This window comes from Nonomuraea spiralis (genome assembly GCF_014648435.1).
GTDB classification, from domain to species: domain Bacteria; phylum Actinomycetota; class Actinomycetes; order Streptosporangiales; family Streptosporangiaceae; genus Nonomuraea; species Nonomuraea spiralis.
In genome coordinates this window covers 1-26,470 of record NZ_BMRC01000059.1, presented here as the reverse complement: position 1 = coordinate 26,470, position 26,470 = coordinate 1, and the positions used below count along the sequence as shown (strand labels likewise).

18 protein-coding genes are annotated in these 26,470 nt (G+C 71.2%); 12 read left to right on the top strand and 6 right to left on the bottom strand.

Annotation, left to right across the window (positions count from 1 at the left end):
- Positions 1-549 precede the first annotated feature (549 nt).
- The 4 genes from IEZ27_RS52450 to IEZ27_RS52435 all read right to left on the bottom strand — a co-directional run bounded on the left by IEZ27_RS52450 (position 550) and on the right by IEZ27_RS52435 (position 5,429).
- On the bottom strand, positions 550-1,935 hold the full coding sequence (locus IEZ27_RS52450; RefSeq protein WP_189654155.1) for an AlbA family DNA-binding domain-containing protein: 1,386 nt from the start codon (positions 1,933-1,935) through the stop codon (positions 550-552).
- 123 nt (positions 1,936-2,058) lie between these two features.
- On the bottom strand, positions 2,059-3,201 hold the full coding sequence (gene dgoD / locus IEZ27_RS52445) for a galactonate dehydratase (RefSeq protein WP_189654154.1): 1,143 nt from the start codon (positions 3,199-3,201) through the stop codon (positions 2,059-2,061).
- Positions 3,198-4,277: a Gfo/Idh/MocA family protein gene (locus IEZ27_RS52440; RefSeq protein WP_189654153.1), complete on the bottom strand. Its 1,080-nt coding sequence runs from the start codon at positions 4,275-4,277 to the stop codon at positions 3,198-3,200. The genes dgoD and IEZ27_RS52440 overlap by 4 nt, the downstream gene beginning before the upstream one ends.
- 18 nt (positions 4,278-4,295) lie before the next feature.
- A complete protein-coding gene (locus IEZ27_RS52435; protein ID WP_189654152.1) occupies positions 4,296-5,429 on the bottom strand; it encodes a LacI family DNA-binding transcriptional regulator in 1,134 nt (377 codons plus the stop codon).
- An 89-nt stretch (positions 5,430-5,518) separates the two neighbouring features.
- On the opposite strand from IEZ27_RS52435, the gene IEZ27_RS52430 reads away from it, so the two are divergent.
- From IEZ27_RS52430 to IEZ27_RS52375, 12 genes are all read left to right on the top strand, one after another.
- Positions 5,519-7,123: a hypothetical protein gene (locus IEZ27_RS52430; RefSeq protein ID WP_189654151.1), complete on the top strand. Its 1,605-nt coding sequence runs from the start codon at positions 5,519-5,521 to the stop codon at positions 7,121-7,123.
- Positions 7,124-7,138: 15 nt separating this feature from the next.
- Positions 7,139-8,389, top strand: a complete 1,251-nt coding sequence (locus tag IEZ27_RS52425) for an enolase C-terminal domain-like protein (protein ID WP_189654150.1) — start codon at positions 7,139-7,141, stop codon at positions 8,387-8,389.
- 113 nt (positions 8,390-8,502) lie between these two features.
- On the top strand, positions 8,503-9,861 hold the full coding sequence (locus IEZ27_RS52420; protein WP_189654149.1) for an extracellular solute-binding protein: 1,359 nt from the start codon (positions 8,503-8,505) through the stop codon (positions 9,859-9,861).
- The gene (locus IEZ27_RS52415) at positions 9,858-10,796 is read left to right on the top strand and encodes a carbohydrate ABC transporter permease (protein ID WP_229825227.1); all 939 of its coding nucleotides are present in this window, start codon (positions 9,858-9,860) and stop codon (positions 10,794-10,796) included. Before IEZ27_RS52420 ends, IEZ27_RS52415 begins: the two co-directional genes overlap by 4 nt.
- On the top strand, positions 10,793-11,647 hold the full coding sequence (locus IEZ27_RS52410; RefSeq protein ID WP_189654148.1) for a carbohydrate ABC transporter permease: 855 nt from the start codon (positions 10,793-10,795) through the stop codon (positions 11,645-11,647). Before IEZ27_RS52415 ends, IEZ27_RS52410 begins: the two co-directional genes overlap by 4 nt.
- On the top strand, positions 11,647-12,492 hold the full coding sequence (locus tag IEZ27_RS52405; protein WP_189654147.1) for an NAD-dependent epimerase/dehydratase family protein: 846 nt from the start codon (positions 11,647-11,649) through the stop codon (positions 12,490-12,492). Before IEZ27_RS52410 ends, IEZ27_RS52405 begins: the two co-directional genes overlap by 1 nt.
- A gap of 23 nt (positions 12,493-12,515) precedes the next feature.
- Complete coding sequence (locus tag IEZ27_RS52400) at positions 12,516-15,668, top strand: sugar-binding protein (protein WP_189654146.1); 3,153 nt, start codon at positions 12,516-12,518, stop codon at positions 15,666-15,668.
- A gap of 12 nt (positions 15,669-15,680) precedes the next feature.
- The gene (locus tag IEZ27_RS52395) at positions 15,681-18,821 is read left to right on the top strand and encodes a DOMON domain-containing protein (RefSeq protein ID WP_189654145.1); all 3,141 of its coding nucleotides are present in this window, start codon (positions 15,681-15,683) and stop codon (positions 18,819-18,821) included.
- Positions 18,818-20,311, top strand: coding sequence for a glycoside hydrolase family protein (locus IEZ27_RS52390; RefSeq protein WP_189654144.1), 1,494 nt, complete (start codon positions 18,818-18,820; stop codon positions 20,309-20,311). Before IEZ27_RS52395 ends, IEZ27_RS52390 begins: the two co-directional genes overlap by 4 nt.
- 7 nt (positions 20,312-20,318) lie before the next feature.
- Positions 20,319-21,026, top strand: a complete 708-nt coding sequence (locus IEZ27_RS52385; protein ID WP_189654143.1) for an RraA family protein — start codon at positions 20,319-20,321, stop codon at positions 21,024-21,026.
- Positions 21,026-24,166, top strand: coding sequence for a hypothetical protein (locus tag IEZ27_RS52380; protein WP_189654142.1), 3,141 nt, complete (start codon positions 21,026-21,028; stop codon positions 24,164-24,166). Before IEZ27_RS52385 ends, IEZ27_RS52380 begins: the two co-directional genes overlap by 1 nt.
- 14 nt (positions 24,167-24,180) lie before the next feature.
- Entirely contained in the window at positions 24,181-25,179 is a 999-nt protein-coding gene (locus IEZ27_RS52375) for an oligogalacturonate lyase family protein (RefSeq protein ID WP_189654141.1), read from the top strand.
- Between the two features lie 37 nt (positions 25,180-25,216).
- Here the strand turns inward: IEZ27_RS52375 and IEZ27_RS52370 are convergent, their stop codons facing one another.
- Positions 25,217-25,948 (bottom strand): polysaccharide deacetylase family protein, encoded by a 732-nt coding sequence (locus IEZ27_RS52370; protein WP_189654140.1) that lies wholly within the window; start codon positions 25,946-25,948, stop codon positions 25,217-25,219.
- Between the two features lie 87 nt (positions 25,949-26,035).
- On the bottom strand, positions 26,036-26,470 hold a 435-nt coding region (locus IEZ27_RS52360), incomplete at its 5' end, for an integrase core domain-containing protein (RefSeq protein WP_229825226.1).

The following is a 26,470-nucleotide window of genomic DNA, read 5'->3' as shown; positions in this document are numbered from 1 at the left end:
TCGGCCCGGAGCTTCTTCGGCCCCTGCGCCTTGCGCACCTTGCGGATCTCGAAGTCCATCGCATCCCCAGAGCTGGGGTGTTGCAACGAACCCTAGAACCCAAGGATCACCACAGGGGCAATGCCGCAGGGCCGGGCTGGACGGTGTAGCAGCGTGGACAGATGACCACCGTGGCGTTACCCGGGACCCTCCAGCGATACCGGCACCGGCGTGTGCGCCGCAGCGGGTGAGCATGTCGTTCGGCAGCAGCTCGCCCACCGCGAGCGGGCCGACGCGGCCATAGGAGGGACAGGTCCATTCCGGCGGCGTCTGGTCCCGTCGACGCTGCAGAACTGCACCAGGACCCGCAGCGGAGCCTGGAGCCCGCTGGCCGTCGTGCCGCAGTCCGCGCAATCGATCACGCTGATCACAGGAGGAAACGCTCGGATGGCGGCGGGTGGTAGGCACTTGTCTGCGTGGCCCGCACACCCCGGACGTTCGGCATAAGGCGGTCCGCGCAGGCCGCCGCAGGCATGTCTCGTGCGGCCTCGCGCGCGTGCGGAACGGAGGTCACCCAGCGGCGGTTGGGCGAGGACGATCGCGTAAACGCTGCTCCATACCCAGCAGCCCGGCGTCCAGCGCGGTCTGGATCAGCCAGCTCCTCACCTGCCCGTGGCGTTGCTCGGGATCGGCCAGGTCCAGGCCGGGGTCGGCCAGCACATGCACACCGGTCGAGTTCCCGGCGCCGGGGATCTGGGTGAGCCCGCGGGTGTCCAGGACCTGCGGGATCGGCCGGGAGGTGACCATGTGCAGGACGCGGGGCTGGGCGATCGTCAGCGCGTCGACGAACGCCAGCCCGGCGAGCGCCCCAACGACCCGCTCGTCGACCAGGGCCGAGATCATCGCGTCCATCACCAACTCGAGTGCCTCGATGCTCATCAACCACTGCTCTGCCGGCGGCTCGGTCCGTCCGCTCACCGGTTGCCATTCCGCTTCCCGCAGCGCGTCCCAGTTCGCCAGGCGTGTGGTGACGTCCAGATGCACGCGCAGATGAGTGGCCTGGTGGCCGTACCCGCCGGGCACCTCGGCCGTTAACGACGCTTCGACGGGCACCGGCAGACCCCGCGTCCGATCGGGCGCAGGCGCCTGCCAGTAGAGCCGGATGACGCGCGAGCGGTTATGCCCCCGCCGCTCGAACGGCCGGCAATCCGCACCCGTGGAAACCAGAGCGGACAGGACAGCGGGCAGCGGCGAGTGACTCAATGCCTGCGCCAGCCGATCAGCGTGCTGCTCACCCAGCGGACGCCACGCGGCCCGCGGGTCGACGGCGATGTTGAGACCAGAACGCAGGACGAGATCAACCCGCTCATCCGTGCCCCCGGCACCGACAGGTATGTCAGGCCGCTGGATGCTCCACGGATCGGCCTGGGCCCGCACGTCGTTCTCGGCGAACAACGCGGCCAGCTGCTGCCGGCTCGCCGGATGAGTGGTGCTGTGGCTGCGGATGGGCGCGGCCCCGTCCACGAGCATCGGGCGAGGCGTGAGGCCCGGAACCACACGCAGTACCAGCACGAACCGGCCGGAGCCGTCATCCATCGGGACCGGGACGATGTCCGGCACCCAGGGCGGCTCGATCTTGCTGTGGCAGTGCTCGGCGACCGCCTCGATCGTCTTCTCCTTGACCCCGGTGATCACCCGCCGGTCGCTGACGCCGACCAGGACCAGCCCACCGTAGGTGTTGGCCAGGGCGGCGACGGCTGTGGCGATGCTCTGGGCCATGTCGGCCTTGTACTCCACGGTGGGAGCCTCTGGCCCGACCAGCTTCACCAGCCGGCGGATCCGGTCCATCGTCACCTGGGTGGGAGCGGCGTGCAGCAGCGCCTGGATCAAGGACACGACGTTCATCATCGTGGACCGCGCGAACGGCGGGTACCGAATCTCCAGGTTCGGCCGCAAACACGCGCCTCGTTGTTCTCACAAGCCCCCGGCCCGCTCGCACACATGCCCATAGCGCGGCCGTCCTCAGCGCGGGACGTCCGGCGATCGTCCGCCGGCGACGGCTGTCGCTTTCGGGGACGACTACCACTCGGCGAACGAGCCGTCCCGGTGGCGCCAGATCGGGTTGCGCCAAGCGTGCGACGACGCCTCGCGCACCGCCTTCTCGTCGACCTCGATGCCCAGGCCGGAGGCCGTCGGGCGATCGAGGTAGCCGTCGGTGAAGGTGAAGACCGACCGGTCCACCAGGTAGTCCAGGAGTTCTGAGCCGTCGTGGTAGCCGATGCCCAGCGACTGCTCCTGGATGAGGAAGTTCGGCGTCGCGAAGTCGATCTGCAGGCAGGCGGCCAGAGCGATCGGGCCCAGGGGGCAGTGCGGGGCCAGGGTGACGTCCCAGGGCTCGGCCATCGCGGCGATCCTGCGGACCTCGGAGATGCCGCCGGCGTGCGACAGGTCCGGCTGGATCACCGCCACGCCCGTCGGGAGCACGTCGCGGAAGTCCCAGCGGGAGAACAGGCGCTCGCCGGTGGCGATGGGAATCGTCGTCGCCTCCACCACCCGTCGCAGGTCGCGGGAGAACTCGGGAAGCACCGGTTCTTCGGCGAACAAGGGGGACAGCGGCTCCAGGAGGGGGAGCACCTTGCGGGAGGCCGCCGACGTGAAGCGGCCATGCAGGTCGACGGCCAGGTCGACGCCGTCGCCCACCGCGTCCCGCACCGCCGCGAAGCGGGCCACGATCCGGCTGGTGAGGGCGGCCGACGGGATCGGCGGCATCGTGCCCTCCCACGCGGCGAACTTCAGCGTGTCGAAGCCCGCCTCCACCCTGGCCACGGCGTTCTCGGCCAGTTCGGCGTCCGTGTCGCCGTGCGCCCACGTGTAGACCTTGGCCTGATCGCGCACCGGCCCGCCGAGCAGGTCGTAGACCGGCACGCCGAGAGCCTTGCCCTTGATGTCCCACAACGCCTGGTCGATCCCGGCCACCGCACTGGACAGCACCGGGCCGCCCCGGTAGAAGCCGCCCTTCGACATCACCTGCCAGTGGTCCTCGATGCGGCCGGGGTCGGCGCCGGCCAGCGCTTCCATCAGCGTGTTCACGCAGGCGGCGACCGTCTCGGCACGGCCCTCGACGATGGGCTCGCCCCAGCCGCTGACGCCCTCGTCGGTGTCGACGCGCAGGAACATCCAGCGCGGGGTGACGACGAACAGCTCGAAGCCGATGATCTTCACTGGAACACCCCAGGGTTGTCGCCGTGCAGATTCCGGTGGAACGGGTCGCCGGGAGCGATCTCGCCTGAACGCACCGGCTGCCCGGTGAGCGCGGACTTGTACATCGCCGTGATCAGCTCCAGCGACCTCCGGCCGTCCTGGCCGCTGCCGCGTGGCCGCCGTCCGGCCCGCAGGTCGGTGACCAGGCCCCGGAGCTGGGCCAGGTGGGAGCTGGGCACGTCGTCGGGCGGGGGCCAGTCGAGACCGGTCACGCCGGGGGCGGGGGTGACCGTCCAGTTCTCGTTGGCGTAGCCGTACAGGTGGGTGAGTTCCAGGGTGGCGGCGGCGAGGTCGACGCGCAGGTGGCTGACCTGGCGCGGCGCGAGCGACGTGCTGACGACGGTGGCCAGCGCGCCCGAGTCGAAGCGGACCAGCGCGGTCGTCACGTCGTCGGTCTGCACGTCGCGGGCGAGACGGGCGGCCATGCCGCGCACCTCGCTCCAATCGCCGAGCAGTTCGAGCAGGAGGTCGATCTGGTGGATGCCGAGGCCCATGGCGGGGCCGCCGCCCTCGGTGTCCCACCGGCCGCGCCACGGGACCGCGTAGTAGGCGGGGTCGCGGAACCAGGTGGTCTGGCAGTGCGCGACGTACGGCCGGCCGAGTGCGCCGCCGGAGATCAGCGCGCGGGCGTGCTGGGCGGCCGAGCCGAAGCGCTGCTGGTAGATGATCGCGGCGTACGGGCCGCCGTCCTGCTCGGCCGCGGTGATCTCGTCGTACTCCGCCAGCGACAGGCACGGCGGCTTCTCGCACCACACCCACGCGCCCGCCCGCAGCGACGCGATCACCTGGGCGCGGTGGAGCGCGGGCGGGCTGGCGATGTCGACGAGGTCGGGGCGCACGTCCCGCAGCGTCGCGGCGAGGTCGTCCGAGGCGTACGGCACGGACCATCGATCGGCGAACGACCGGGCCGCCTCGACGGTGGCGTCGACGACCGCCACAACCTCGACATCGGCCGACATTTCGTGAAAAGTCGGCATGTGGGTGGAGTTGGCGATCTGACCGCCGCCCACCAGGGCGACGCGAAGAGGGGATGGCATGGGGGGTACCTCAGGGGTTCAGGCGGTTTGGGCGGTCTGGGCGGAGACCACGCGCAGATAGGCACGAGCCGACTCGCGGGTGACGATCTCGATCGGCAGCACCACGTGCTCGACCTCCGAGGCCGTCTCCAGGTGGTCGATGCGCTCGGCCAGCAGCCGCATCGCCCGCTCGCCCATCTCCCGCGACGGCAGGCGGGCGGCGGCGACGGTCAACGGCAGCAGGTCGAACGGCCCCGCGTCGTCCATGCCGGCCAGCTCGACCTGGCCGGGCACCTCGACGCCCATCGCGGTGAGGTCGGAGGCCGCGTGCGCCAGCACGAACCCGTTGGCGCACAGCAGCACCGTCGGCGGCTCGCGCCGGTCGAGCAGCCCGGCCAGCATCTCCCGCCGCCGGTCCTCCGGCAGCCGCAGGTAGGTCTTGAGCGCGGTCAGCTCCGGCGAGACCGGCAGCCCGTGCTCGCGCAGCGACTGCACGTGCCCGGTGAGGCGCTCCTGCACGGAGGTGCACTCGGTGGCGTCCCACAGCGCGGTGATGCGCCGGTGTCCCTGCCCAATGAGATATTCGGTCAGCCGGTAACCGATGGCGAAGTTGTCGAAGAGCACCGCGTCGGTGGGGGACTCGGGGTGGTAGCGGTCGACCATGACCAGCGGGACGCGCCGCCGCCGCAGCTCGGCCAGGGCGGGGGAGTCGTGGTGGGCGTCGACCGAGTACAGCGCGACGCCGCTGGCCTGGGTGTCGAGCGCCTGACGCAGCGCCTTCTCCTGGGCGGCCGGTGAGCCCTTGGTGTTCGACAGGAACATCCGGTAGCCCAGTTCGGCGCAGACCGACTCGATGCCGTCGATCACGTCGGAGTTGTGTGGCCCGTGCCCGTGCATGATGTAGGCGATGGAGCGCTCCCGCGACGACTCGGCCGGGACGGGCCGATCGGCCACGAACGTGCCGCGTCCGCGCCGCCGTACCAGGTAGCCCTCGGTGACCAGCTCGTTGAGCGCGCGCACTGCGGTGGTGGTGCTCACTCCGAACCGCTCGCAGACCTCGCGCTGGCTGATGAACGGCTCGTCCTGCACGTACTCACCGCGCGAGATCGCCGCGACCAGATCCCGCTTGACCTGCTGGTAGAGCGGCTCCTGGCTGTCGGACGATTCGTTCATCCTGCCCCCATCCGTCCCATTCGTGATCGTTGACACGTTAACACGCTAAGACTAACGTCGGGCCGCATTCGGCGAAAGGACACCCAGCGGTGACACCCGAGGAGTTCCTGAAGGTTCAGGACGAGCGCTACGACCCCGAACACCGGCTGCCGTGGCTGCTGTCACGCAGCAACGGATACCACACGACGATCCCGGCCGGCAGCCGTGTGCACGAGACCCGCACCTCCACCGACTACGCGATCGCGTTGCTCCGGGCAGGCCGCCTCGACCGGGCCAAGGACGTGCTCGGCGCGATCGTCGACCTGCAGGAGCGCGACCCGCTCGACGACCACTACGGCATCTGGGGCTACTTCATGGAGGAGCCGCCCCAGGCCATGGCGCCCGCCGACTGGAACTGGGCCGACTTCATCGGCGTCCGGCTGGCCCAGGTGCTGGCCGTGCACGGGGACGTCCTCGACGGCCGGATCGCCGAGGCGCTGCGCCACGCGGCCCTGTCCATCTTCCGGCGCAACGTCGGCCCGCGCTACACGAACATCGCCCTGCTCGGCTCCGTCACCTGCGCGAGCGCCGGCGAGCTGCTCGACGCCCCCGAATTCCTCGCCTACGGCAGGCGCAAGCTCGCCGCGATGCTGGAACGCGACGCCTTCGCCGAGTACAACTCGCCCGCCTACAGCCCGTTCCTGCTGGAGATCTGCGAACGCGCCCATGTGCTGGTCCGCGACCGGGAGTTCCTGGAGCAGATCGAGGTCATGCGCGAGCGCGTGTGGGCGGCGCTCGCCGAGCGCTTCCACCCGGGCACCGGGCAACTCGCCGGACCACACGCCCGCGCCTACACCGACTGGCTCAGCGAGGAGTTGACGCGTTATCTCGCCGCCCAGACCGGCGCGCCGATCGAGGCGCGCCCCGGCGTCGGGACCCGCGACGACACCCCGCGCATGGTGCCCACGCTGCCCTGCCCGTCGCACCTGGCCGGGCGCTTCGCCCGGCTGCCCGAGCCCGAGGTGCGGGTCAGGACCGTCTTCGACGGCGAGACCACCGGCACCACCTGGCTCAGCGAGGACGCCACACTGGGCACGGTCAACGAGGAGTTCGCCTGGGTGCAGCGCAGGCCGCTGCTCGGCTACTGGCGCACGCCCGATGACCCGGCCGTGGTGCTGCGCGCCCGGATCATGCACAACGGCCACGACCTGACCGCCGCGTGGTGCCGCCAGGCGCAGGACGGGCCCAGGGCGCTGGCCGGATGGTGGCTCACCTACGACTCCGGCGACTTCCACCCGAACCTCGACAAGCCGGAAGGCAGCATCTTCGACGTGGGCGACCTGCGGCTGCGCGTCACGCTGCGCGGCCGGGGCGTGCGGGGCCGCGAGCTGGGCGACGGCGTCTTCGAGCTGGCCGCCGGAGCGCGCCGGGCGGTCGTGCACACGGGCGAGGCCGGCTTCCTCGGCCGGCGCGCCACCTGGGCCCTGGCCGCCGGCGAGGACGAGGTCGCCGTCGAGGCGGTGCTGTACGGCGGGCCGCGCGAACCGGTCGACTTCCACCACGCGGTCCTGCGTGCCGGGTTCGCCGTGGAACTGCTCGGGGAAGGCGCGGAACCCACCGCGCAAGCGGTGCTCAGCGCCGTGGGGGAGGAGGAGGTCCGCTGGTCGTGGGGCGGCCTGGAGGTCGCCGTGCCCGCCCGTCCCACCCGCTTCTGAAAGGCGCGTTCCCGCATGCAGGAAACCCAGGCCCCCTGGCCGTCCAGGGACGGGCTGACGATCACGCGCGTGCGTGCCGTCGTCACGGCGCCCGAGGGCATCCCGCTGGTCGTGGTCAGGATCGACACCTCCGACGACGGTCTGTACGGCCTCGGCTGCGCCACCTTCACCCAGCGCTTCCACGCCGTCGCCGCGGCCGTGGACGAGCACGTGGGCCCGATGCTGATCGGCCGCCATCCGGCCGACATCGAGGACATCACCCGCATGGTCCACCTGTCGTCCTACTGGCGTGGCGGGCCGGTGCTGAACAACGCGCTGTCCGGCGTCGACATGGCGCTGTGGGACATCGCGGGCAAGCGCGCCGGCATGCCCGTGTACGAGCTGCTCGGCGGCCGGGTGCGCGCGGCGGCGCCCGTCTACCTGCACGCCGAGGGCGCCACCGTCGAGGGCACGCTGGAGCACGCCCAGCGGCTCATGGCCGCCGGATATCACCACGTCAGGCTGCAGACCGGGCAACCGGGGCTGGGCGGCTACGGCGCGCCCGGCAGGGCGAACGCCTACCCGGACTCGCCGCATCCCGACGGCTGGGACGTCAGACACTATCTGCGCACCACCCCCGCCCTGTTCGAACGGGCCCGCGAGGTCCTGGGCGAGGACGTCGAGCTGCTGCACGACGTGCACAGCCGGCTCACGCCCAAGGAGGCGATCCTGCTGGCCAGGTCGCTGGAGCCGTACCGGCTGTTCTTCCTGGAGGACGTGGTCGCGCCCGAGCACTACGACCGGCTGCCCGAGGTGCGGGTGGCCTCGCCCGCGCCGATCGCGGTCGGCGAGCTGCTCGTCTCGGTGCCCGACGCGGCCAGGCTGGTCCTGGGCGGCGGCGTCGACCTGCTGCGCTGCCACGTCTCGGCCATAGGCGGGCTGACCCCGGCGCGCAAGCTGGCCGCGCTCTGCGAGCTGACCGGGGTGCGCACGGCCTGGCACTCCCCGGGCGACGTCTCGCCCATCGGCGTGGCGGCGAACCTGGCGCTGGACGTCACCACGCCCGCGTTCGGCATCCAGGAGGGCCATGTCTACCCTGACAGCGTGTGCGAGGTCTTCCCCGGCACGCTCAATCCCGTTCGCGGCCACCTCCGTCCCGCCGACCTGCCCGGCTGGGGAATCGAGCTGGACGAGAAGCTGGCCGCCGCGTACCCGCCGGTCACGCACCTGCACGAGCGGTGGGCCGCACGGGTCCGCCGCCCCGACGGCGGCATAGAAGCACCTTAGTTGACGCGTTAACTCGTTGCATTTCGCCCGCGTTACCATCCCGTGCTTTACACGTTAACGCGTCATATATAGCGTTCGACTCGACTCGCCCCCCGGCATGAACTGGAGTCCCGATGAACACGTACATGGCTAGAGGAGCCGCGGGTCTGCTGCTCCTGGCCGCGGTCGCGGCGTGCGGCGGCGGGCAGGACGGCACGTCCGGCGGCAAGACCGAGATCACCGTCTCCGGCATGCCGCCCAGCACCCAGCCGGAGAGCCAGAAGAACTTCCTGGCCCAGGTCGCCGAGTTCGAGAAGGCCAACCCGACCATCAAGGTCAAGCCGACCGAGACGCAGTACGACGTCAAGACGTTCGCGGCGCGCCTCGCCGCGGGCCAACTGGAGACGGTCTTCCGCGTCCCGCTGACCGACCCGCAGGCCATGATCAAGCGCGGCCAGGTCGCCGACCTCACCGCCGACATGAAGCTGCTCGCCAAGTCCGACTTCGACAAGCGCATCCTGGCCCCGAGCAGCACCCCCGACGGCAAGATCTACGGCCTGCCCACCGAGGCGTACGCCGCCGGCCTCGTCTACAACCGTGAGCTGTTCACCAAGGCCGGGCTCGATCCCGACAAGCCCCCCGCCACGTGGGACGAGGTCCGGGCCGCCGCCAAGACAATCAGCGACAAGACCGGGGTGCCCGGCTTCGGCATGCACGCCACCGCCAACACCGGCGGCTGGATGCTCACGACCATGACCTACTCCTACGGCGGCCGGATGGAGAAGGAAGAGGGCGGCAAGGTCGTCCCCGCCTTCGACGACGTCCCCACCAGGCAGGCCCTCGACCTGCTCAAGGCGATGCGCTGGGACGACAGGTCGATGGGCACCCAGCACCTGCGCAACCAGGACGACCTGCTGCGTGACTTCGCCGCCGGCAAGGTCGCGATGATGATGGGCGCGCCCAACCTCTACGGCAGTTACATCGCCAAGTTCAACGGCAAGCCCGAGGTGTACGGCCAGACCACGCTGCCGTCCGGGTCGGGCAAGGGCACGCTGCTGGGCGGCACGGTCGCCGTCGTCAGCCCGAAGGCCACGCCCGAGCAGCGTCAGGCGGCGGTCAAGTGGATCGACGCCGTCTACCTGCGGCCCAAGTACGACGCGGCGCTGGCCACCGAGCGGGCCGAGAAGAAGAAGGCCGACGGTCTCGTGGCCGCCGTGCCGCAGCTGCCGTTCTTCGCCCCCGCGGTCTCCGACCCGGTGATGGCCGCGGAGAAGGCCGCCTCCAACGTCGACTGGGAGCACTTCGCCACCTACAACGAGGGCGTGAAGGCACAGGAGTTCATCTCCGAGCCGCCCCTCGCCGGCCAGGAGCTCTACGCCGCGCTCGACACGGTGGTCCAGGCGGTGCTGACCCGCCAGGACGCCGACCCGGCGGCCGAGATCACCAAGGCCGTCGAGAAGGTGAAGCCGATCCTGGACAGGTCGCAGCAGTGACGGCGCTGGCCGAGAAGGCGGGCGCGGACACGACGGCCACCACGCCGCGTGCGCCCCGGCGGCGCGGCACCAGGCACCCCTACGCGCTGGCCTCGGTGTTGTTCCTCGCGCCGCTGGTGCTCGTGTTCGCCGTGTTCTCCTGGTGGCCGATCCTGCAGAGCGCCATGCTCGCCTTCCAGCGCACCAACCTGGTCGAGGCGGCGAGCTGGGTCGGCTGGCAGAACTTCACCAACCTGTTCGCCGATCCGCTGCTCGGCAAGGCCGCGCTGAACACGCTCTGGTTCACCGTCCTCGCCCTGATCCTGGGCTTCCCCGTGCCGGTCTTCCTCGCGGTGGTCATGTCGGAGCTGCGCAAGGGCGGTGGCCTGTTCCGCGTGCTGGTCTACCTGCCGGTGGCGGTGCCGCCGGTCGTGGCGATCATGATGTGGAAGTTCTTCTACAACAGCGACTACGGCCTGCTCAACGGCCTGCTCGGACTGGCCGGCCTGGGCCCGTTCCCGTGGCTGCAGGACACCCGGTGGGCGATGCCCTCGCTGGTGCTGGAGGCCACCTGGGCGGGCGCGGGCGGTACGGTGCTGATCTACATCGCGGCGCTGACCAGCGTCCCCAGGGAGCTGTACGAGGCGGCCGAGAGCGACGGCGCGTCGATCCGGCGGCGCGTGTGGCACATCACGCTGCCCCAGTTGCGCGGCGTGCTGCTGCTCATGCTGCTGCTGCAGGTCATCGGCACCTTCCAGGTCTTCACCGAGCCGTTCGTCATGACCGACGGCGGCCCGGAGGACGCGACGGTGACGGTGCTGCTGCTCATCTACCGGTACGCCTTCGTCTACGGCGACTACGGCATGGCCGGCGCGCTGTCGGTGCTGCTGGCGGTCGTGCTCGGCCTGCTGTCGGCGGTGTACCTGCGCATGACGAAGGCTTGGAGCACGACATGAGCGGACTGATCTCCGATTCCGACCGGAAGAAGCGCGGCGTACGCGCGGTGCTCGGCTCGACCCAGTTCGCCGTCTTCCTCGGCGTGCTCTTCGCCGGGCTCGGGCCGATCCTGTGGACGGTCAAGGGGGCGATCTCCCCGACGCGGGAACTGCTCACCGACCCGCTGCGCCTCTACCCGGCCGCCGCCGACTGGTCACTGCTCGCCGAGGCGTGGAGCAGGCTCCGCATCGGCCACTTCATGCTCAACACGGTCGTGCTGGCCGGAGGGTCGTGGCTGGCGCAGATCGTCGTGTCGGTCATGGGCGCGTACGCGCTGTCGGTGCTGCGGCCGCGCTACGGCAAGTACGTCTACGGCGCGATCCTGGCGACGCTGTTCCTGCCGGGCAGCGTGTCGCTCGTCGCGCTCTACCTGACGGTGCTCGACGTGGGCATCGCCAACACCACGTGGGCGGTGTGGCTGCCGCACGCCGCGCACGCCTTCACCGTCCTGCTGATGAAACGCTTCTTCGACGGGATCCCGCGCGAGCTGTTCGGCGCGGCCCAGGTCGACGGCGCCGGAGCCTGGCGGATGTTCTGGTACATCGTGCTGCCCATGTCGAAGCCCATCCTGGCCGTGACGTCCCTGCTGACGATCATGGGCGCCTGGAAGGACTTCCTGTGGCCCATGGTGGCCATCTCCGACGGCGAGATGCACCCGATCTCGGTGGCGCTGCCCAGGCTGGCGGAGTTCGCCGAGGAGAACATGGTCATCGCCGGCATGTTCATGGCGTTGATGCCGCCCGTGCTCGTCTTCATCGTCTTCCAAAAGTACATCGTGCGCGGCGTGGGGTTCACGGGGGTCAAGGGTTGATGCTCAGCAGAGTGCTCGTCACCGGCGCGGCCGGGCTGATCGGCCGGGCCGTCCTCGCGCGCTGCGCGGCCGAGGACGTGCCGGTGACCGCGCTGGTCCTGGAGGATCCGGGCGACCTCAAGGCCGACCGCGTCGTCGTGGGCGACGCGGGCGACCCCGAGGTCGTACGGCGGGCGCTGGAAGGCGTCGAGGCCGTGATCCACCTGGCCGCCATCCCCAGCCCCAACGACAACCCCCCGCAGGAGGTCTACCTCAACAACACCGGCGCCACGTTCGCGGTGCTCGACGAGGCGGGCCGGGCCGGGGTGCGCCGGGCGGTCATCGCCAGCAGCCTCAGCGTGCTCGGCATGCCGTTCTCCCCGCACGGCCTGGAACCGGCCTACCTGCCCGTCGACGAGGCGCACCCGCTGCTGGCCGCCGACCCCTACGCGCTGTCGAAGGAGGCCGACGAGTCCACCGCGCGCATGATCCACCGGCTGTACGGCATGAGCGTGGTGGCGCTGCGCTTCCCGTTCGTCGGCGGCCCCGAGGACCGGCTGCCCGAACGGGCCGCCGACTTCGCCGCCGAGCCGGCCAGGGGAGCCGTCGACCTGTGGGCCTACCTGGACTCCCGGGACGCGGCCACCGCCTGCTGGCTAGGCGTCACCCGGCCAATCGACGGCTCCCACGTGCTGTTCGTGGCCGCCCCCGACACCATCGTCCCGCTGCCCACCGAGGAACTCGTCCGCCACTTCCTGCCCCGTTCCCCACTGCGCGCCGCCCTGCCCGGCAGGGCCGTGCCGATCGACGTGACCAAGGCCCGCCGAGTCCTCGGCTTCGAGGCGGAGCACCTGCACCGGCTCTGACGAACGGAGAGGATCCACCCCCCATGAGATCCCGCATCCATCTCTGGTTACGAACCGTCATCATCTCGCTACTGATCGTTCCACTGCTGGCCGTGCCGTCCCACGCGGCCACGGACATCGACGAGGTCGTCGGCGACTTCGAGTACGGCACGCAGGGCTGGACCCTGGGGCTCGGCCCGGAGTTCCCCGGCGCCAAGGGCACCCTCACCAGCGACGCGGCCGACGCGAAGACCGGAGCGCGCTCGGCCCTGCTGACCGCCGACCTCACCGCCGGCGGCAAGTACGTGGAGGCCGGGTACGCCACGACCGCCGACCTGAAGGCGCTGTCGCTCTGGGCGCGCTCGCCCGCACTGCCCACGGTGACGCTGCGGCTGGTGGACAGCACCGGCCAGACCCACCAGCAGCGGCTGCCGCTGGCCGCGGGAGGCGACTGGCAGCGGCTCACCGTCACCGCCTTCGCCGCCGGACAGTCCTACCTGCACTTCGGCGGGGCCGGCGACGGCGTGTGGCACGGGCCGGCCAAGCGGGTGGCGTTCCTCGTGGAGCGCACCGGGCAACTCGGGCTCGACGGGGTCACGATCACCGCGCCCGCTCCCGACCTCGCCCTGGGGCAGCGGGCCGTGGGCAACGTGTTCGTGCAGCCCGCCCAGCCCTCGTTCGACGTGACGAGCCGGGGTGACGCGCTGACCTGGAGCGTGCGTGACCTGTCCGGCGTGCAGGTGGCCTCGGGCAGCGGAACTCCCGGGACGCTGGCCGTACCGGTCACCAGGCCGGGGCACTACCGGCTCAGCGTGACCGCGACCTCGGCCGGGACGGCGATCGCCACCAAGGAGACCACGTTCGCCGTGCTCACGCCCTTCACCGCGACGGGCGACTCGCCGTTCGGCGTGGCCGGGCACTTCACCCGGGCCGACTGGGGCGCTCCCGGCGGCGACCTGCTGGAACTGGCCGCCAAGGCCGGGGTGCGCACCGTGCGCGACGACGCGTTCTGGGACTCGATCGAGAAGACCAACGGCGTCTACGAGTACGGGCGCTACGACCCGCTGCACGCCACGCTCGACGCCAAGGACATGCGCTGGCTGGCGATCGCCGCCTACACCAACCCCCACCACGACGGGAACGCCACGCCGTACACCGACGCGGGCCGCGCCGCCTACGCCGCCTACGCCTCGGCGTTGATCGGCAGGTACGACCTGCCGTGGATCGAGGTCTACAACGAGTTCAACATCGGCTTCGGCGACCGGGGCAACGGCCCGGCCGACTCGCGCGCCGACTACTACTTCCCGCTGCTGAAGGCCACCTACGAGAAGGTCAAGGCCGACCACCCGCAGGTCACGGTCGTCGGCCCGGCCTCCGCCGGCGTGCCGCTCGCCTGGCTGGAGGAACTGTTCAAACTCGGCGCCCTGAACTACCTCGACGCGGTCTCCATTCACCCCTACGTCTACCCGGGCACCCCCGAGTCGGCCGCCAAGAGCATCGACGACCTCGACGCGCTGGTCAGGAAGTACAACAACGGCAGGTCCAAGCCCATCTGGGTCACCGAGCAGGGCTGGCCCACCCACACCGACGCGCGTGGCGTCACCGAGGCCACCCAGGCCGCCTACGTGGTCCGCACCCACGTGACGGCGCTGGCCAAGGGCGTGCAGCGGTTCTTCTGGTACGACTTCATGAACGACGGCACCGACCCGGCGCTCAACGAGGACAACTTCGGCCTGGTGCGCAACACCGCCGACGCCTCCGGCCGGTGGACGCCCAAGCCCGGCTACGTCGCCTACGCCGCCATGACCAGGCAGCTCACCGGGGCCGCCCACGTCAGGCAGGAGGCCGAGGGCCGGCAGCTGTTCCGGAAGGACGGCCACGACCTGCGCGTCCTGTGGTCGGCCCAGCCCGCGACCGTCTCGCTGCGCACCGACGCCCCGCTCACCGTCACCGACCTGACCGGCGCGAGCGAGGTGCTGCGCCCGCTCGGGGGCCGCGTCACGCTCTCGCTGTCCGGCGACCCCGTCTACGTGCGCGGCGACGCCGTGCTGGAGGACGCCGCCCGCTACACGATCACCGGCGGCGGCGCCGTGGTCGGCGAGAAGATCGAGCTCAAGCTGGCCGTGGACACCACGCGCGGCCCTGCCGTACGCGGCAGTTTCGCCATCGGCGACGTCGACGTGCCGGTGTCGGTGCGCGGCGGGCGCAAGGCCGAGATCCCGGTGTCGCTGCCCGCCGTGCCCCGCACCGGCCCGCTCGACCTGGTCGGCCGCCTGAAGATCCACGGGAGGCCGGTCGCCAGGCTCGGCTCGCGGGTCGAGGTGACGCAGCCGTTCGCGATCACCGCCAGGCACGTGCTCCCGGACGACCTGGCGATCACCGTGCGCAACCTGTCGGCCAAGGAGCTCGCGCCCGGCGACCTCGGCTGGACCTTCGGCGCTCGCACCGGCACGCTCCCGATCGCCGGGACCGTCCCCGCGGGCGGCTCGCGCACCGAGCGCCTCCCGCTGGCGGACCTGCCCGCCGGGCCGTACGAGCTGCGGCTGGGCGCCGTCGCGGGCGTCGGCGTCACCGGCCGGGTGGCCCGCGTCGCCGACGGCGCGCTCAACCGGGCCGACCGCGCCACGATCACCGTCGACGGCGTGCCCGACGACCTGACCGGCCGCCCGGCCGTCGACCTCGCCGACGGCACCGTCAAGATCCCCGCCTACGGCGGCGCGGACGACCTCAGCGGCACCCTCCACGTCACCTGGGACGCCGACCGCTTCTACCTCAGCGCCAGGATCCACGACGACACCCACACCCAGACCAGCACCGGAGCCGACATCTGGCAGGGCGACTCCCTGCAGTTCGCCGTCGCCGCCGGACTGCCCGGCGAGACGCGCACCTGGTCCGAGCTCGGCCTCGCGCTGACCGCCCAGGGCCCGCAGTTCCACCGCTGGCTCGGCGAGGGACCCCAACCCGACGCCAAGGTCGCCGTCACCCGGGACGAGACGGCCCGGGAGACCGTCTACGAGCTGTCACTGCCCTGGGCGGCACTCGCCCCGCTCACCCCGCAGGACGGCCTGTTCAGCCTGTCCGTCGTCGCCAACGACAACGACGGAACCGGCCGCGAGGGCTGGATCGAATGGGGTTCCGGCATCGCCGGGACCAAGAACCCCGCCCTTTTCCGCCCCGCACGATTCATCGGGCAGTAGAGGAGAACCCCCTTGCTACGCGCATCAGCGGCACTCGTCCTCGCCTCCGCCTGGCTCGCGATCCCGCCAGCCTCACCAGCCGCCCCCGTCTCCGGCACCGCCGTCTTCGGCAAGACGCTGGAGACGAGCGGCCTCACCATCGACCCCAGCCCGGGCGGCGACGATCCGGCCCTGCACGTCAAGACCTACGGACAGCGCGACTGCTGGGAGATCGGCGTCGGCCGCCCCAGCCAGTACGTCTACGTCACCGTCGATCCCGCGCTCAAGCACCCGGGGGTCAACCACGCGGCCGTGGACATCGACTACTTCGACGGCCCGACCGGCAAGTTCACCCTCGTGTACGACGCGGGCGGCACCGACATCTGGCACGGCGCCAAGGTCGTCGAGCTGGCCGGCACCAACACGTGGAAGACCGCGCACTTCTTCCTCCCCGACAGCGCGTTCGCCGGCGGCCAGTACGGCCACGACATGCGGATCGCCACCTGGGCCAACGGCATGGGCTCCAGCCCCGCGCCGGTCTGCCTGGGCACCTACACCTTCACACCGTCGCCCATCGCCACCGAGGACGAGCAGGTGAAGGTCACCACGCCGGGCAACCTGTTCAAGCCGGGGGAGCGGGCCACGTTCGGCGTGCTCAGCGGGCACAGGCCCGAGGTCGCCTGGACCGTGCGCGACTACAACCGTGCGGTGGTCGCCACCGGCACCGCCGCCGTCGACCCGGTCACCCGCGAGGGCTCGGTCGACGCGGGCGTGCTGCCGACCGGCTACTACACGCTGAGCGTCGGCGAGCGCACCGCGGGCTTCGCGGTGACCGAGGACACCCCGCCGGAGCAGTCCTCGATGTTCGGCGTCAACCACCATCCGCGCCTCGCCCCCGGCACCACCTGGGAGGACACCACCTCGCTGGCGGCCAGAGCGGGCATCGGTAACGTCCGCGTCGACCTCGTCTACTGGAACACGGTCGAGAAGCCCAAGGGCGAATACCACTTCGACCCGACCCACGACCGCTACGTCGACGACCTGAACGCCAGGGGTCAGCGCCCGCTGCTCTTCCTGGGGCTCGGTAACAGCGACTACGGCTCGATCCCCAACCGGCCCGAGCACTGGGAGGGCTTCCGCGCGTACTCCAAGGCCGTCGCGGAGCACGTCAAGGGCAAGGTCAGCGCGCTGGAGGTGTGGAACGAGTACTACGGCGGCTTCAGCAGCGGCGTCTGCTCCCAGAGCGCCAAGTGCTACGCCAAGCTCCAGGAAGCCGCCTGGAACGGGGTGAAGGCCGCGGCCCCCGAGATCCCGGTCATCGGCGGCTCGTCGTTCAAGGTGCCGCTCGACTGGTGGGAGGAGCTCTTCCGGCTCGGCGCGCTCAAGCACATGGACGCCGTCGCCCTGCACCCCTACCGCGCGCCCGGCGCCCCCGAGGGGATCGGCCTCGACCTGGAGGGGCTCAGGAAGCTGATGCGCACCTACAACGACGGCAAGGAGATCCCGATCTGGATCACCGAGCAGGGCTGGAGCTCGGCCACCGCCAAGGGTGTCGGCGTCAGCGAGAACACCCAGGCCGAGTCGGTGGCCCGCGCGCTCATCGAGGCCAAGGCGGCGGGGGTGGCCAAGTACTTCCTGTACGACCTGGTCAACGACGGCACCGGGCCGGACAACAGCGAGCACAACTTCGGGCTGCTGCGCCGTCCGTCCGCCGACGCGACCGGGATGAACCCGAAACCGTCCTTCCTGTCCTACTCCACCGTCGCCCGTGAGCTGGATGCCGCCGCGTTCCTGGGCCGGGTCGACACCGGCGACCCGGCGCTGCACGCGGCCCGTTTCGCCGGCCGTACGGTGCTGTGGACGGGCGACCGGTCGGCGCGGCAGGTAAAGCTGCGGGCCGGCGCGCCGGTGGTGGTGGCCGACATGCTCGGCGCCGAGCGCACGCTGACTCCGGTCGGCGGCTGGATCCGGCTCACGCTCACGGGCGCGCCGCTGTATGTGCGGGCCGACGTGCGCAAGATCGCCCAGGACCCGCTGGTACGGCTGGCGGCCCCAGAGAAGGTGATGGCCGGGACGACGATCCCGGTCAAGGTGACCGCGCACGGCGGCATGTCGGTGGAGTTCACCGATGGACTTGTCGCCGACGCTCCCGGTATTCGTACTATTTCCGGAAAAATCGTGGCCAAGGGTGTGGTGACCGGTCTGGCTGTGGCCCAGGTCGAGGTCGTCCCCGCCCCGGTCGAGATCAACCTCAAGCCCGGCGACAGCAGACCCGCGACCGGCGCATCCGGCACCGCCGGTCTTCTCGACGGCCGTCTCCGCGTCGAGGTCGCCAACCGTTCCACCGAGCCCGTCGCCGTCAGCTCGATCGACTGGACCTTCGGCGACCGCAAGGGCACCTTCGACACCAGGACGACCCTGCCCCCGCTGACCACGAAGACCGTCGAGGCCGAGGTCACCGGCCAGGAGGCGTACGTGGTGCGGCCGGTCACCGCCACCGCCCACCTCGACGGCGGCGGCACCGCCCAGGACAGCGACGCCTTCGGCTTCAGCCCGGTCAAGCGGGCCACGCCCCGGCTGCGCGACGGCAAGCTGCGGGGCCTCGACGGCGTCCCGGCCATCGACCTGGCCACCGTCGGCACCTACAACAAGATCGACGCCTCCGTCGCCGACGGTGACTTCTGGGCCACCTGGGACCAGCGCAACCTCTATGTCGCGGCCGTCGTGACCGAACCCGTCCACAAGGCCGCGGCCAAGAACGAGTGGCTGCCCGCCGGTGACAGCATCGGCATCGGCCTGCAACCGGGCCAGCCGGGCGACGGCCTCGGCCGGTGGGGCGCGGAGTGGTTCATGCTCTACGCCGGTGAGACGGGCGTGTTCGTCGAGTCGCTGCCCCGCGACTACGGCGTCGGCCCCATGCCGGGCGCCACGGTCGAGATGGCACGCGACGATACGGCCAAGACCACGACGTACCTGGTCACGATCCCCTGGGACAAGATCAGGCCGCTCTCGCCCGCCGAGCCCGACTTCTCGATGACGCTCACCGTCAACGAGAACGACGGCCAGCCCAGGGACAACTACCGCTCGCTGGGCCTGGCCGGCTGGCAGACCTGGGGCGACGGCCTGAACAACTGGAAGCTCGTCCGCTACCAGCAGGTGAGGCTCACGCGATGAAACGGCTTCTCGTGGCACTGCTGCTGCTCGCCGCATCCTCTCTCACCGCGACGGCGGAGGTGTTCACTCTCGTGGTGAGTTCGCCGAGCCTGGTCTTCCACGTGGGGCAGGGGCCGATCCAGATCGGTTCCACCGCCGCCTCGATCAGTTACCGCATCGCCGACGAGAAGAACACGACCGTGCGCACCGGCGTCCGCTGGATGGCCTCGGGCACGTCGACGGTCGCCGTCAACGACCTCGGCCCCGGCTACTACACGCTGTCCATGCACGCCGGGGCCGCGCCGCACCCGACCGACATGACCACCTCCTTCGCCGTGATCGAGCCCGTCCCGGTCATGGGGGAGGAGGCACCCTACGGCGCGGCCGTGCACATCGGCCGCCCAGGTTGGCCTGTGTCGGTGCTCGACGACGCGAGGAAGGCCGGCATCAGCCACATCAGGGAGGACGCCTACTGGAACACGTTCGAGACCACCAAGGGCGGCTACACCTTCCCGGCCGCCTACACCGCCGAGATCGAGCACGCCCAGGCGCTCGGCCTCACGCCGCTGCTCATCGCCAACGGCGCCAGCGGCTTCTACGACAACGGCCGCACCCCGAGCAGCCCCGAGGGTGTCGCCGCCTTCGGCCGCTTCGCCGACGCCCTCATGACGAGGTACGGCCTGCGGAACGTCGAGGTGCTCAACGAGTACAACGCCCGCACCTTCAACACCAGCGTGTGCGGCACCACCCCGGCCTGCTACCTCGACGTGCTCAAGGGCGTGGCGGCAGCCGTCGGCCCCGAGGTCGACGTCGTCGGCCCGGCCACGATCGGCATCGGCAACTGCGCCGGCTGCTTCGCACCGACCCTCGTCGCGCTGGGCGGCCTCGACCACGCCGACGCCTACAGCGTCCACCCCTACCACTACCCGGGCGGCCCCGAGTGGATGGGCGGCGACGGCGACACCATCGCCGGGCTGCGCCAGACGGTCGGCGGCGCGCCCGTCTACCTCAGCGAGATGGGCTGGCCCACCGACACCGGCCACGGCACCACCGAGCTTGAGCAGGCCGACAACCTGGCCAGGCTCTACACGGTCGCCGGGGCCAACGGGGTCAGGCGGATCTACTGGTACGACCTGGTCAACGACGGGCCGGACCCGGCCAACGCCGAGCACAACTTCGGCATGATGCGTCAGCCGGTCGCCGACGGGCTGGTCACGGTCACGGCCAACGCCCCGAAACCGGCGCTGGTCGCCCAGGCGGTGACCGCCCGCATGCTGGGCGCCAAGGCGTACAGCGGGACCGACGGGCCGGCGCAGCCGGCGCGGTCGGCGCGCTACGGCGACACACGCGTGCTGTGGTCGACCACCTCGGCCACGGCGACGATCACCGCGAGCGGCCCGTTCACCACCACCGACGTCTACGGGCGCACCACCACCCGCACCTCACCCCTCACCCTGCCGCTGGGACCCTCACCGATCTTCGCGCGGGGCCCGATCACGAGCGTCACCTAGGAGTGGCATGCACCGGCTGAAACGCTGGAACACCCCCACCGTCTACAACGGCTGGGAACAGATCACCCTGCACGACATCGCCTTCCACCAGGAGGAATCGCGCGACTTCATGCCCCAGATGGGGCCCATGGTGGGCCGGGCGGTCACCGTCGTCATCGAGCCGGGCAACCCGGAGCACCCCGCTGACGTGTGGGAGGACTACCGGCGCTACGTGGCCTCGGTCGACGGGCCGAAGATCGTCGTCGTGCAGGACCTCGACAAGCCCAGGACCGTCGGCTCGTTCTGGGGCGAGGTCAACAGCGGCGCGCACCGCGCGCTGGGCTGCGTCGGAACCATCACCGACGGCGCGATCCGCGACCTGGACGAGATGACCGGCGCCGGGTTCAAGGCCCTCGCCAGGCGGCTGTGCGTCGGGCACGCCCATGTCCGTCCGGTGCGCTGGGGCGTGCCGGTCGAGGTGTTCGGGCAGGTGGTCGAACCGGGGCAGCTCGTGCACGCCGACAAGCACGGGTTCCTGGCGATCCCGGCCGAGGACGAGGACGGGCTGCTGGAAGCGGCGGCCTTCATGGACGCCAACGAGTGCGGCACCGTCATCCCCGCCGCGCAGGCGGCGGGCCGCTCCCACGAGCAGGTGATCGCCGACCTCGGCGCGGCGGGCAAGGACTTCGCCCGCGCGGCCGGAGAACGCTACGGACGGCAAGGAGAATCCCGCTGATGAAGATCACCTTACGGAGCGTGGCCGCCGCCTGCGCGGCCACCCTGGCGGCCGGGCTGCTGGCTGCCCTGCCCGCCCAGAGCGCGAGCGCCGCGGCGGCGGCCACGGCCGTGCTCGGCGCCGACCCCGTCTACACCGGCATCGTCAAGGCGTGGCCGGGCGACGGCGACAAGGACCCGGCCCACGCCGTCAGCGAGCGCGGCGGCGAGTCGTGCTGGCAGATGTCCGGCACGCCGTACAACCGCTACGTCTACGTGGACGTGGCCGACGCCTCGATCCCGGCCGGGGCGACCCGCGCGTGGGTCGTGGTCCGCTACTTCGACGCGGGACCGGTCGGCCTCGACGTCCACTACGACGGCAAGGCGGGCGCCTTCACCGGCAGCGGCAACGTGGCGCTGACCGGCACCGGCACGTGGAAGAGCTCGGTCATCGCGCTCGGCGACATCACCTTCAGGAACCGGGCCAACGGCGCCGACTTCCGGCTCAACGTCAAGGCCGACGCCGCCTCGATGCCCGGCGTGTGCTTCAGCAAGGTCGAGGTGCACTTCACCGACCCGTCGCAACTCACGATCACCAACCCGTCGCTGGTCTTCACCCAGGGCACCAACACGATCGACGTCGCCGCGGCGGCCGACAAGGTCGAGTGGACCATCGGTGACCCGAACGGGGTTCCGTTGAAGTCGGGCACGCTGGCGGTGGCCAACGGCACGATGAAGATCGATATTTCCGATCTCGGACCAGGTTATTACCGGCTGACCGTCTCGACCGGGTTCACCACCCGTTCCACCTCGTTCGGGGTCATCACCCCGAATGCCACGAAGGATCCGTACTTCTCGGCCGCCATCCACTACGGCTGGCAGAAGGACACCGAGGAGCAACTGCTCAAGACGGCCGCCCGGATCGGGTGGACCGAGGTGCGCTCCGACGCCAACTGGTCCGGCATCGAGAAGCAGGCGGGCGTCTACGACTTCACCGCCTCCCTCGACTCCGGCCTGCGCAAGGCGTACGAGAACGGCATCACCACGATGCCGATCCTCGGCTACCGCAACCCGTTGTACGACGGCGGCAAGACGCCCAGCACCCCCGCCGGCCTGGCCGCGTTCGCCCGCTTCGGCGCGGCCACGGCGGCCAACTACGCCCCGTTCACCAAGGACTTCTCGATCTACAACGAGTACAACTCCACCGGCTTCAACGACGGCGCCTGCGGCATCACCCCGCAGTGCTACCTCGACGTCGTCAAGGCCCTCTACCCGGCCATCCACCAGGCGGTGCCCACGGTCAACGTGGTCGGCCCGACCTCGGCCGGCACCCAGCTCGCCTGGCACGACCAGTTCTTCGCCCTCGGCGGCCTGGACTATCTCGACACGCTGAGCGTCAACTTCTACGGCTACGCCGACGCCGGGGCCGGCACGCCGCCCGAGCGGACCGTGATGACGACCGAGTTCCCGCAGCTCGTGGCGAAGGTCAAGGCCAAGAAGAACATGCCGATCTGGATCAGCGAGAACGGCTGGCCCACCCACACCGCCGGCTCCACCGAGGCCCAGCAGGCCGACTACCTGATCAGGGCGCAGACGCTGGCCAGGAGCGCGGGCGCGGACAAGTACTTCTGGTACGACCTCATCGACGACGGCGACAACGCCGGCGAGCGCGAGCACCGCTTCGGCCTGTTCCGCCGCCCGGCCCCCGGCGTCGCCGCCCCGTCGCCCAAGCCAGCCGCCGTCTCCCAGGCCGTGCTGATCCGCAAGCTCGCCGGCCGCACACTCGGCGCCCGCCAGAACGTCGGCGACGCCGACGTCTACTCCTACCCGATCAGCGGTGGCACCCGGTTGTTGTGGGCCACCCAGCCCCGCCCGGTCACACTCGCCGCGCTCGGCGACGTCACGCTGACCGACCAGTTCGGCGCGGTCAGCACGCTCAGGCCGCAGGCCGGCAAGGTGCGGCTCGACCTGGACGGCAGCCCCGTCTTCGTCTCCGGCCTCATCGCCTCGGTCAAGGCCGGCGCCTCACCGCTGTCGGTCAGCGCCCCCGAGCAGTCGGTCACCGGCGAGAAGCTGGCCGTGACCGTCACCGCCGACCGTACCGGCGGCGCCAAGCTGCCGGGCAGGCTGGCGGTGGCCGCCGGCGAGGTCAAGGCCGACCTGGTCACCCGCAAGGGCCGGAAGACGTCGGTCACGCTGGAGTTGCCCGCCACCCCGGCCACCGGCCGCAGGGCGGTCACCGCCACGGTCGCCGACGACCGCGGTCCCATCGCCCGGCTGCGCTCGGGAAGCCAGGTGGTCAAGCCGTACACGGTCAAGGGGCGGCCGATCATCGTCGGGAAGAAGCTCCAGGTCACCGTGACCAACAACAGCCCCGCCACACCGGTCAAGCTGAGTTCCGTCGGCTGGCAGGTGGGCTCCTGGCGCGGGGTGGTCGCCGATCCGGCCGAGGTGCCCGCGCTGGGGTCGGTCTCCGTGGAGGCCCCGGTGCCGGACGCCCTGCCGTACGTGAACTACAGCTACGCGGTCACGGCCGGCAACGCGAGCGACACCGGGTCGCTCAGCTTCAGCCCGATCGAGAAGGCCGGGGCGACCACCCTGGACCCGATCGACCTGGACGGCCTGGGCCGCTGGGTCGGGCTCCGCGGCGGCACGCGGACCGGCCCCGACGACCTGTCCGGGACCATCCGGTTCACGCACAGCCCGGACGCGCTGATCCTGGACGCGGTCATCAAGGACGACGTGCACAACGCCGCCCGCACCGACCCGTCGCTGAACTGGCAGGTCGACTCCGTGCAGTTCAACCTGTACTCGGCCTTCCCCGGCGAGCTCACCGGTGAACGGGTCGAGGTCGGCGCGGCCCTGCTGCCCTCGGGGCCCGCCGCCTACACCTGGACCAGCCCGGCCGGTCCGACCCCGGGCGCCGACGTCGCCATCACCCGGGACGAGACAGCGAAGACCACCACGTACCGCCTGGCCGTACCGTGGGCGTCGCTCGGCTACGACAAGCCGCCGACCGGCGTGATCGGGATCTCGTTCCTCGTCAACGACGCCGACGCGGGAACGGGCGGCGACGCCCGCGACGGGTACCTCGAATGGGGCGGCGGCGTCGGGGCCGCGCCCAAGAACCCCGCCCTGTTCCGCTCCGCCCAGCTCGTCTGAGAGGACCCGCACCGATGCGAATCGTCGCCACGGGCGCGCACCTGACCTACCCGCACGCCAACGGCTTCCACGGCGACCGCCTGCTCCTGGCCCGGTACGAGGCGGGGCGCGGCGCGACCGCCGTGATCAGCGTGGGTCTCGACGGGCAGGACGAGCGTCTCGTGGCGGCGATCGCGCCCAGGCGGGACGGCGTGGTCAGTCCCGCCTACCCCGCCGTCGCCGAGGAGACCGGGCGGGCCGCCTGGATCTGGGACGACGTCCTGTACATCGCGGACGAACCAGGCGAGGCCGAGATCGTCTACACGGCCGCGCACCTTCAGGACGTCTGCGCCATCACCCGCGACGGCGGCAGCGTCGTCGTGGTCAGGGAGACCGGGGCGCGGTGGATCTTCCTCAGGGTAGACCTGGTCACCGGCGCGGCGACCGAACTGTTCACCCGCGACTGGCAGGCCAACCACCCGCACCACAGCCCTTTCGACGAGTCCTGGCTGGCGTACGCGCACGAGGGCCCGGCCCTGGAGATCCCCGACCGGGTCTGGGCCTGGCACGACGGCGGGCACGTCCAGGTGCTGGACCAGGCGGCGATCTCCGCCGATCCGGGCGCGTTCGTCGCCGTCGGCCACGAGCGCTGGCTGCACCACGACCTCGGCGCGGCCGTCGTCGCCTATGGCGACAGTGCGGCCGGGCCACGTGGCCTCTACTTCGCCCACCCCGACGGCCGCCCGCCCCGCCTGGTCGCCGCGGGCGAGCGCCTGTGGCACTGCGACGTCAGCCGCGACGGCCGCTGGGCCGTCGCCGACACCACCGGCCCGGCCGACCGGCCAGGCCGCGGCTGGCAGGACGCTGGCGGCGTCTCCGACGTGCAGCTGATCGAGGTGGCCACCGGCCACCAGGCACGGCTGGCCCGCACCACGGCCACCCGTCACCCGGACCACCCACACCCGATCTTCTCTCCGGCAGGCGACGAGGTCCTGTTCAACCACCAGGGCTCCGTCGCCGCCGTCGCCCTCTAGGGACGCCCCTCATGTCCGGCTTCGGCCGCCGCGCTGCCTACACCGGCGTCGGACTCGTCATGCCGGTCTGATCCAGGTCGTCGAAGCCCAGGACGCGGAGTCCCAGCTCGGCGGCCTGGGTCAGCACCATCTCCAGCCGCGCCGGTGACACGTGGTTGCACTCGTGCGAGTCCGCGACCGCGTGCGCGTAGAACGTCACCGCCTCCTCCCGCGCGGCCGCGCGTACCAGGGCCGAGCGCACGGAGGCGTCGTCGACCCCGGCCGGCTTGAACAGCTTGCCCGTGTCGATCCCCGCCCCGATCAGCACCCTGCGCCCGGCGACCTCGGCGACCGGGGTGAAGATCTCGTCCAAGGTGTCCAGCCCGCCTTCGGCCGGATGCCCGGTGCCGCCGCGCAACCGGCGGAACACCCCGCCCAGCACGGCGTCCGACCGCTCGTCGCGACGGCTCACCGGATAGGCGAAGCTCGCGGCCTCGAACCCGTGCGCGCGCAGCGCCGCCAGGCACGGGTCGACGTCCTCGGCCAGGTAGCCGTCGCCGCCGAGCGCCGCGATCCGGTCGGGCGCCCACAGGTGCCGCAAGCCGTGCGCCCCCACGGTGTGCCCGTCGCCGGCCAGCTCGCGCAATCGCCTCCAGGCGTCGTCGTCGAGCTTGTACGGCTCGCTGATGAAGAACGTCACCCGGGCGCCGTGCTCCCTGAACATCCCGCGCATCGCGCTCCACTCGGGCACGAAGAAGTCGTCGAAGGTCATCAGCAGAATACCGCTCATGGGCATCGAGCTTAGCGTGTTAATGCACTAACTCTGAAGGTCGGCGGTGGAGAGGGTGAACGATCACTTCGGCGAAAGGGGGACCGGCTAGGTGTTCTGTCCAGTGAGGTTGGGTACGCGGCTGGCGGGTGGCAGGCCGTTCAGGGCGGTGTGTCCGCGGTGGTGATTGTAGGTGTGCAGCCAAGCGGGCAGGGCGGCTCGGCGTTCGGTTTCTGAGGTGTATGGCTGGGCGTAGTGCCAGATCACGGCGTTGAGGGCGAGGACGCGTTGGCTGACCCGCGCCCAAAGGCCGTCGGTGGTGCGGGCATTGTGGCGTTCGAGGCCGAGCTGGTTCTTCAACGTCCAGATGATCGCTTCGATGCGCTGGCGTAGCCAGCCGGGGAACGGCAGAGCAGGCGCGGGTTCGTCCTGACGGGCTGGCCGGATCAATCGATGGCCCAGGTCAGCGGCAGCCTTCTCGATGCCGGCGCCCGCGAAACCCTTGTCGCACACGATCGGGCACGGTCCAGGCGCGATCCGGTG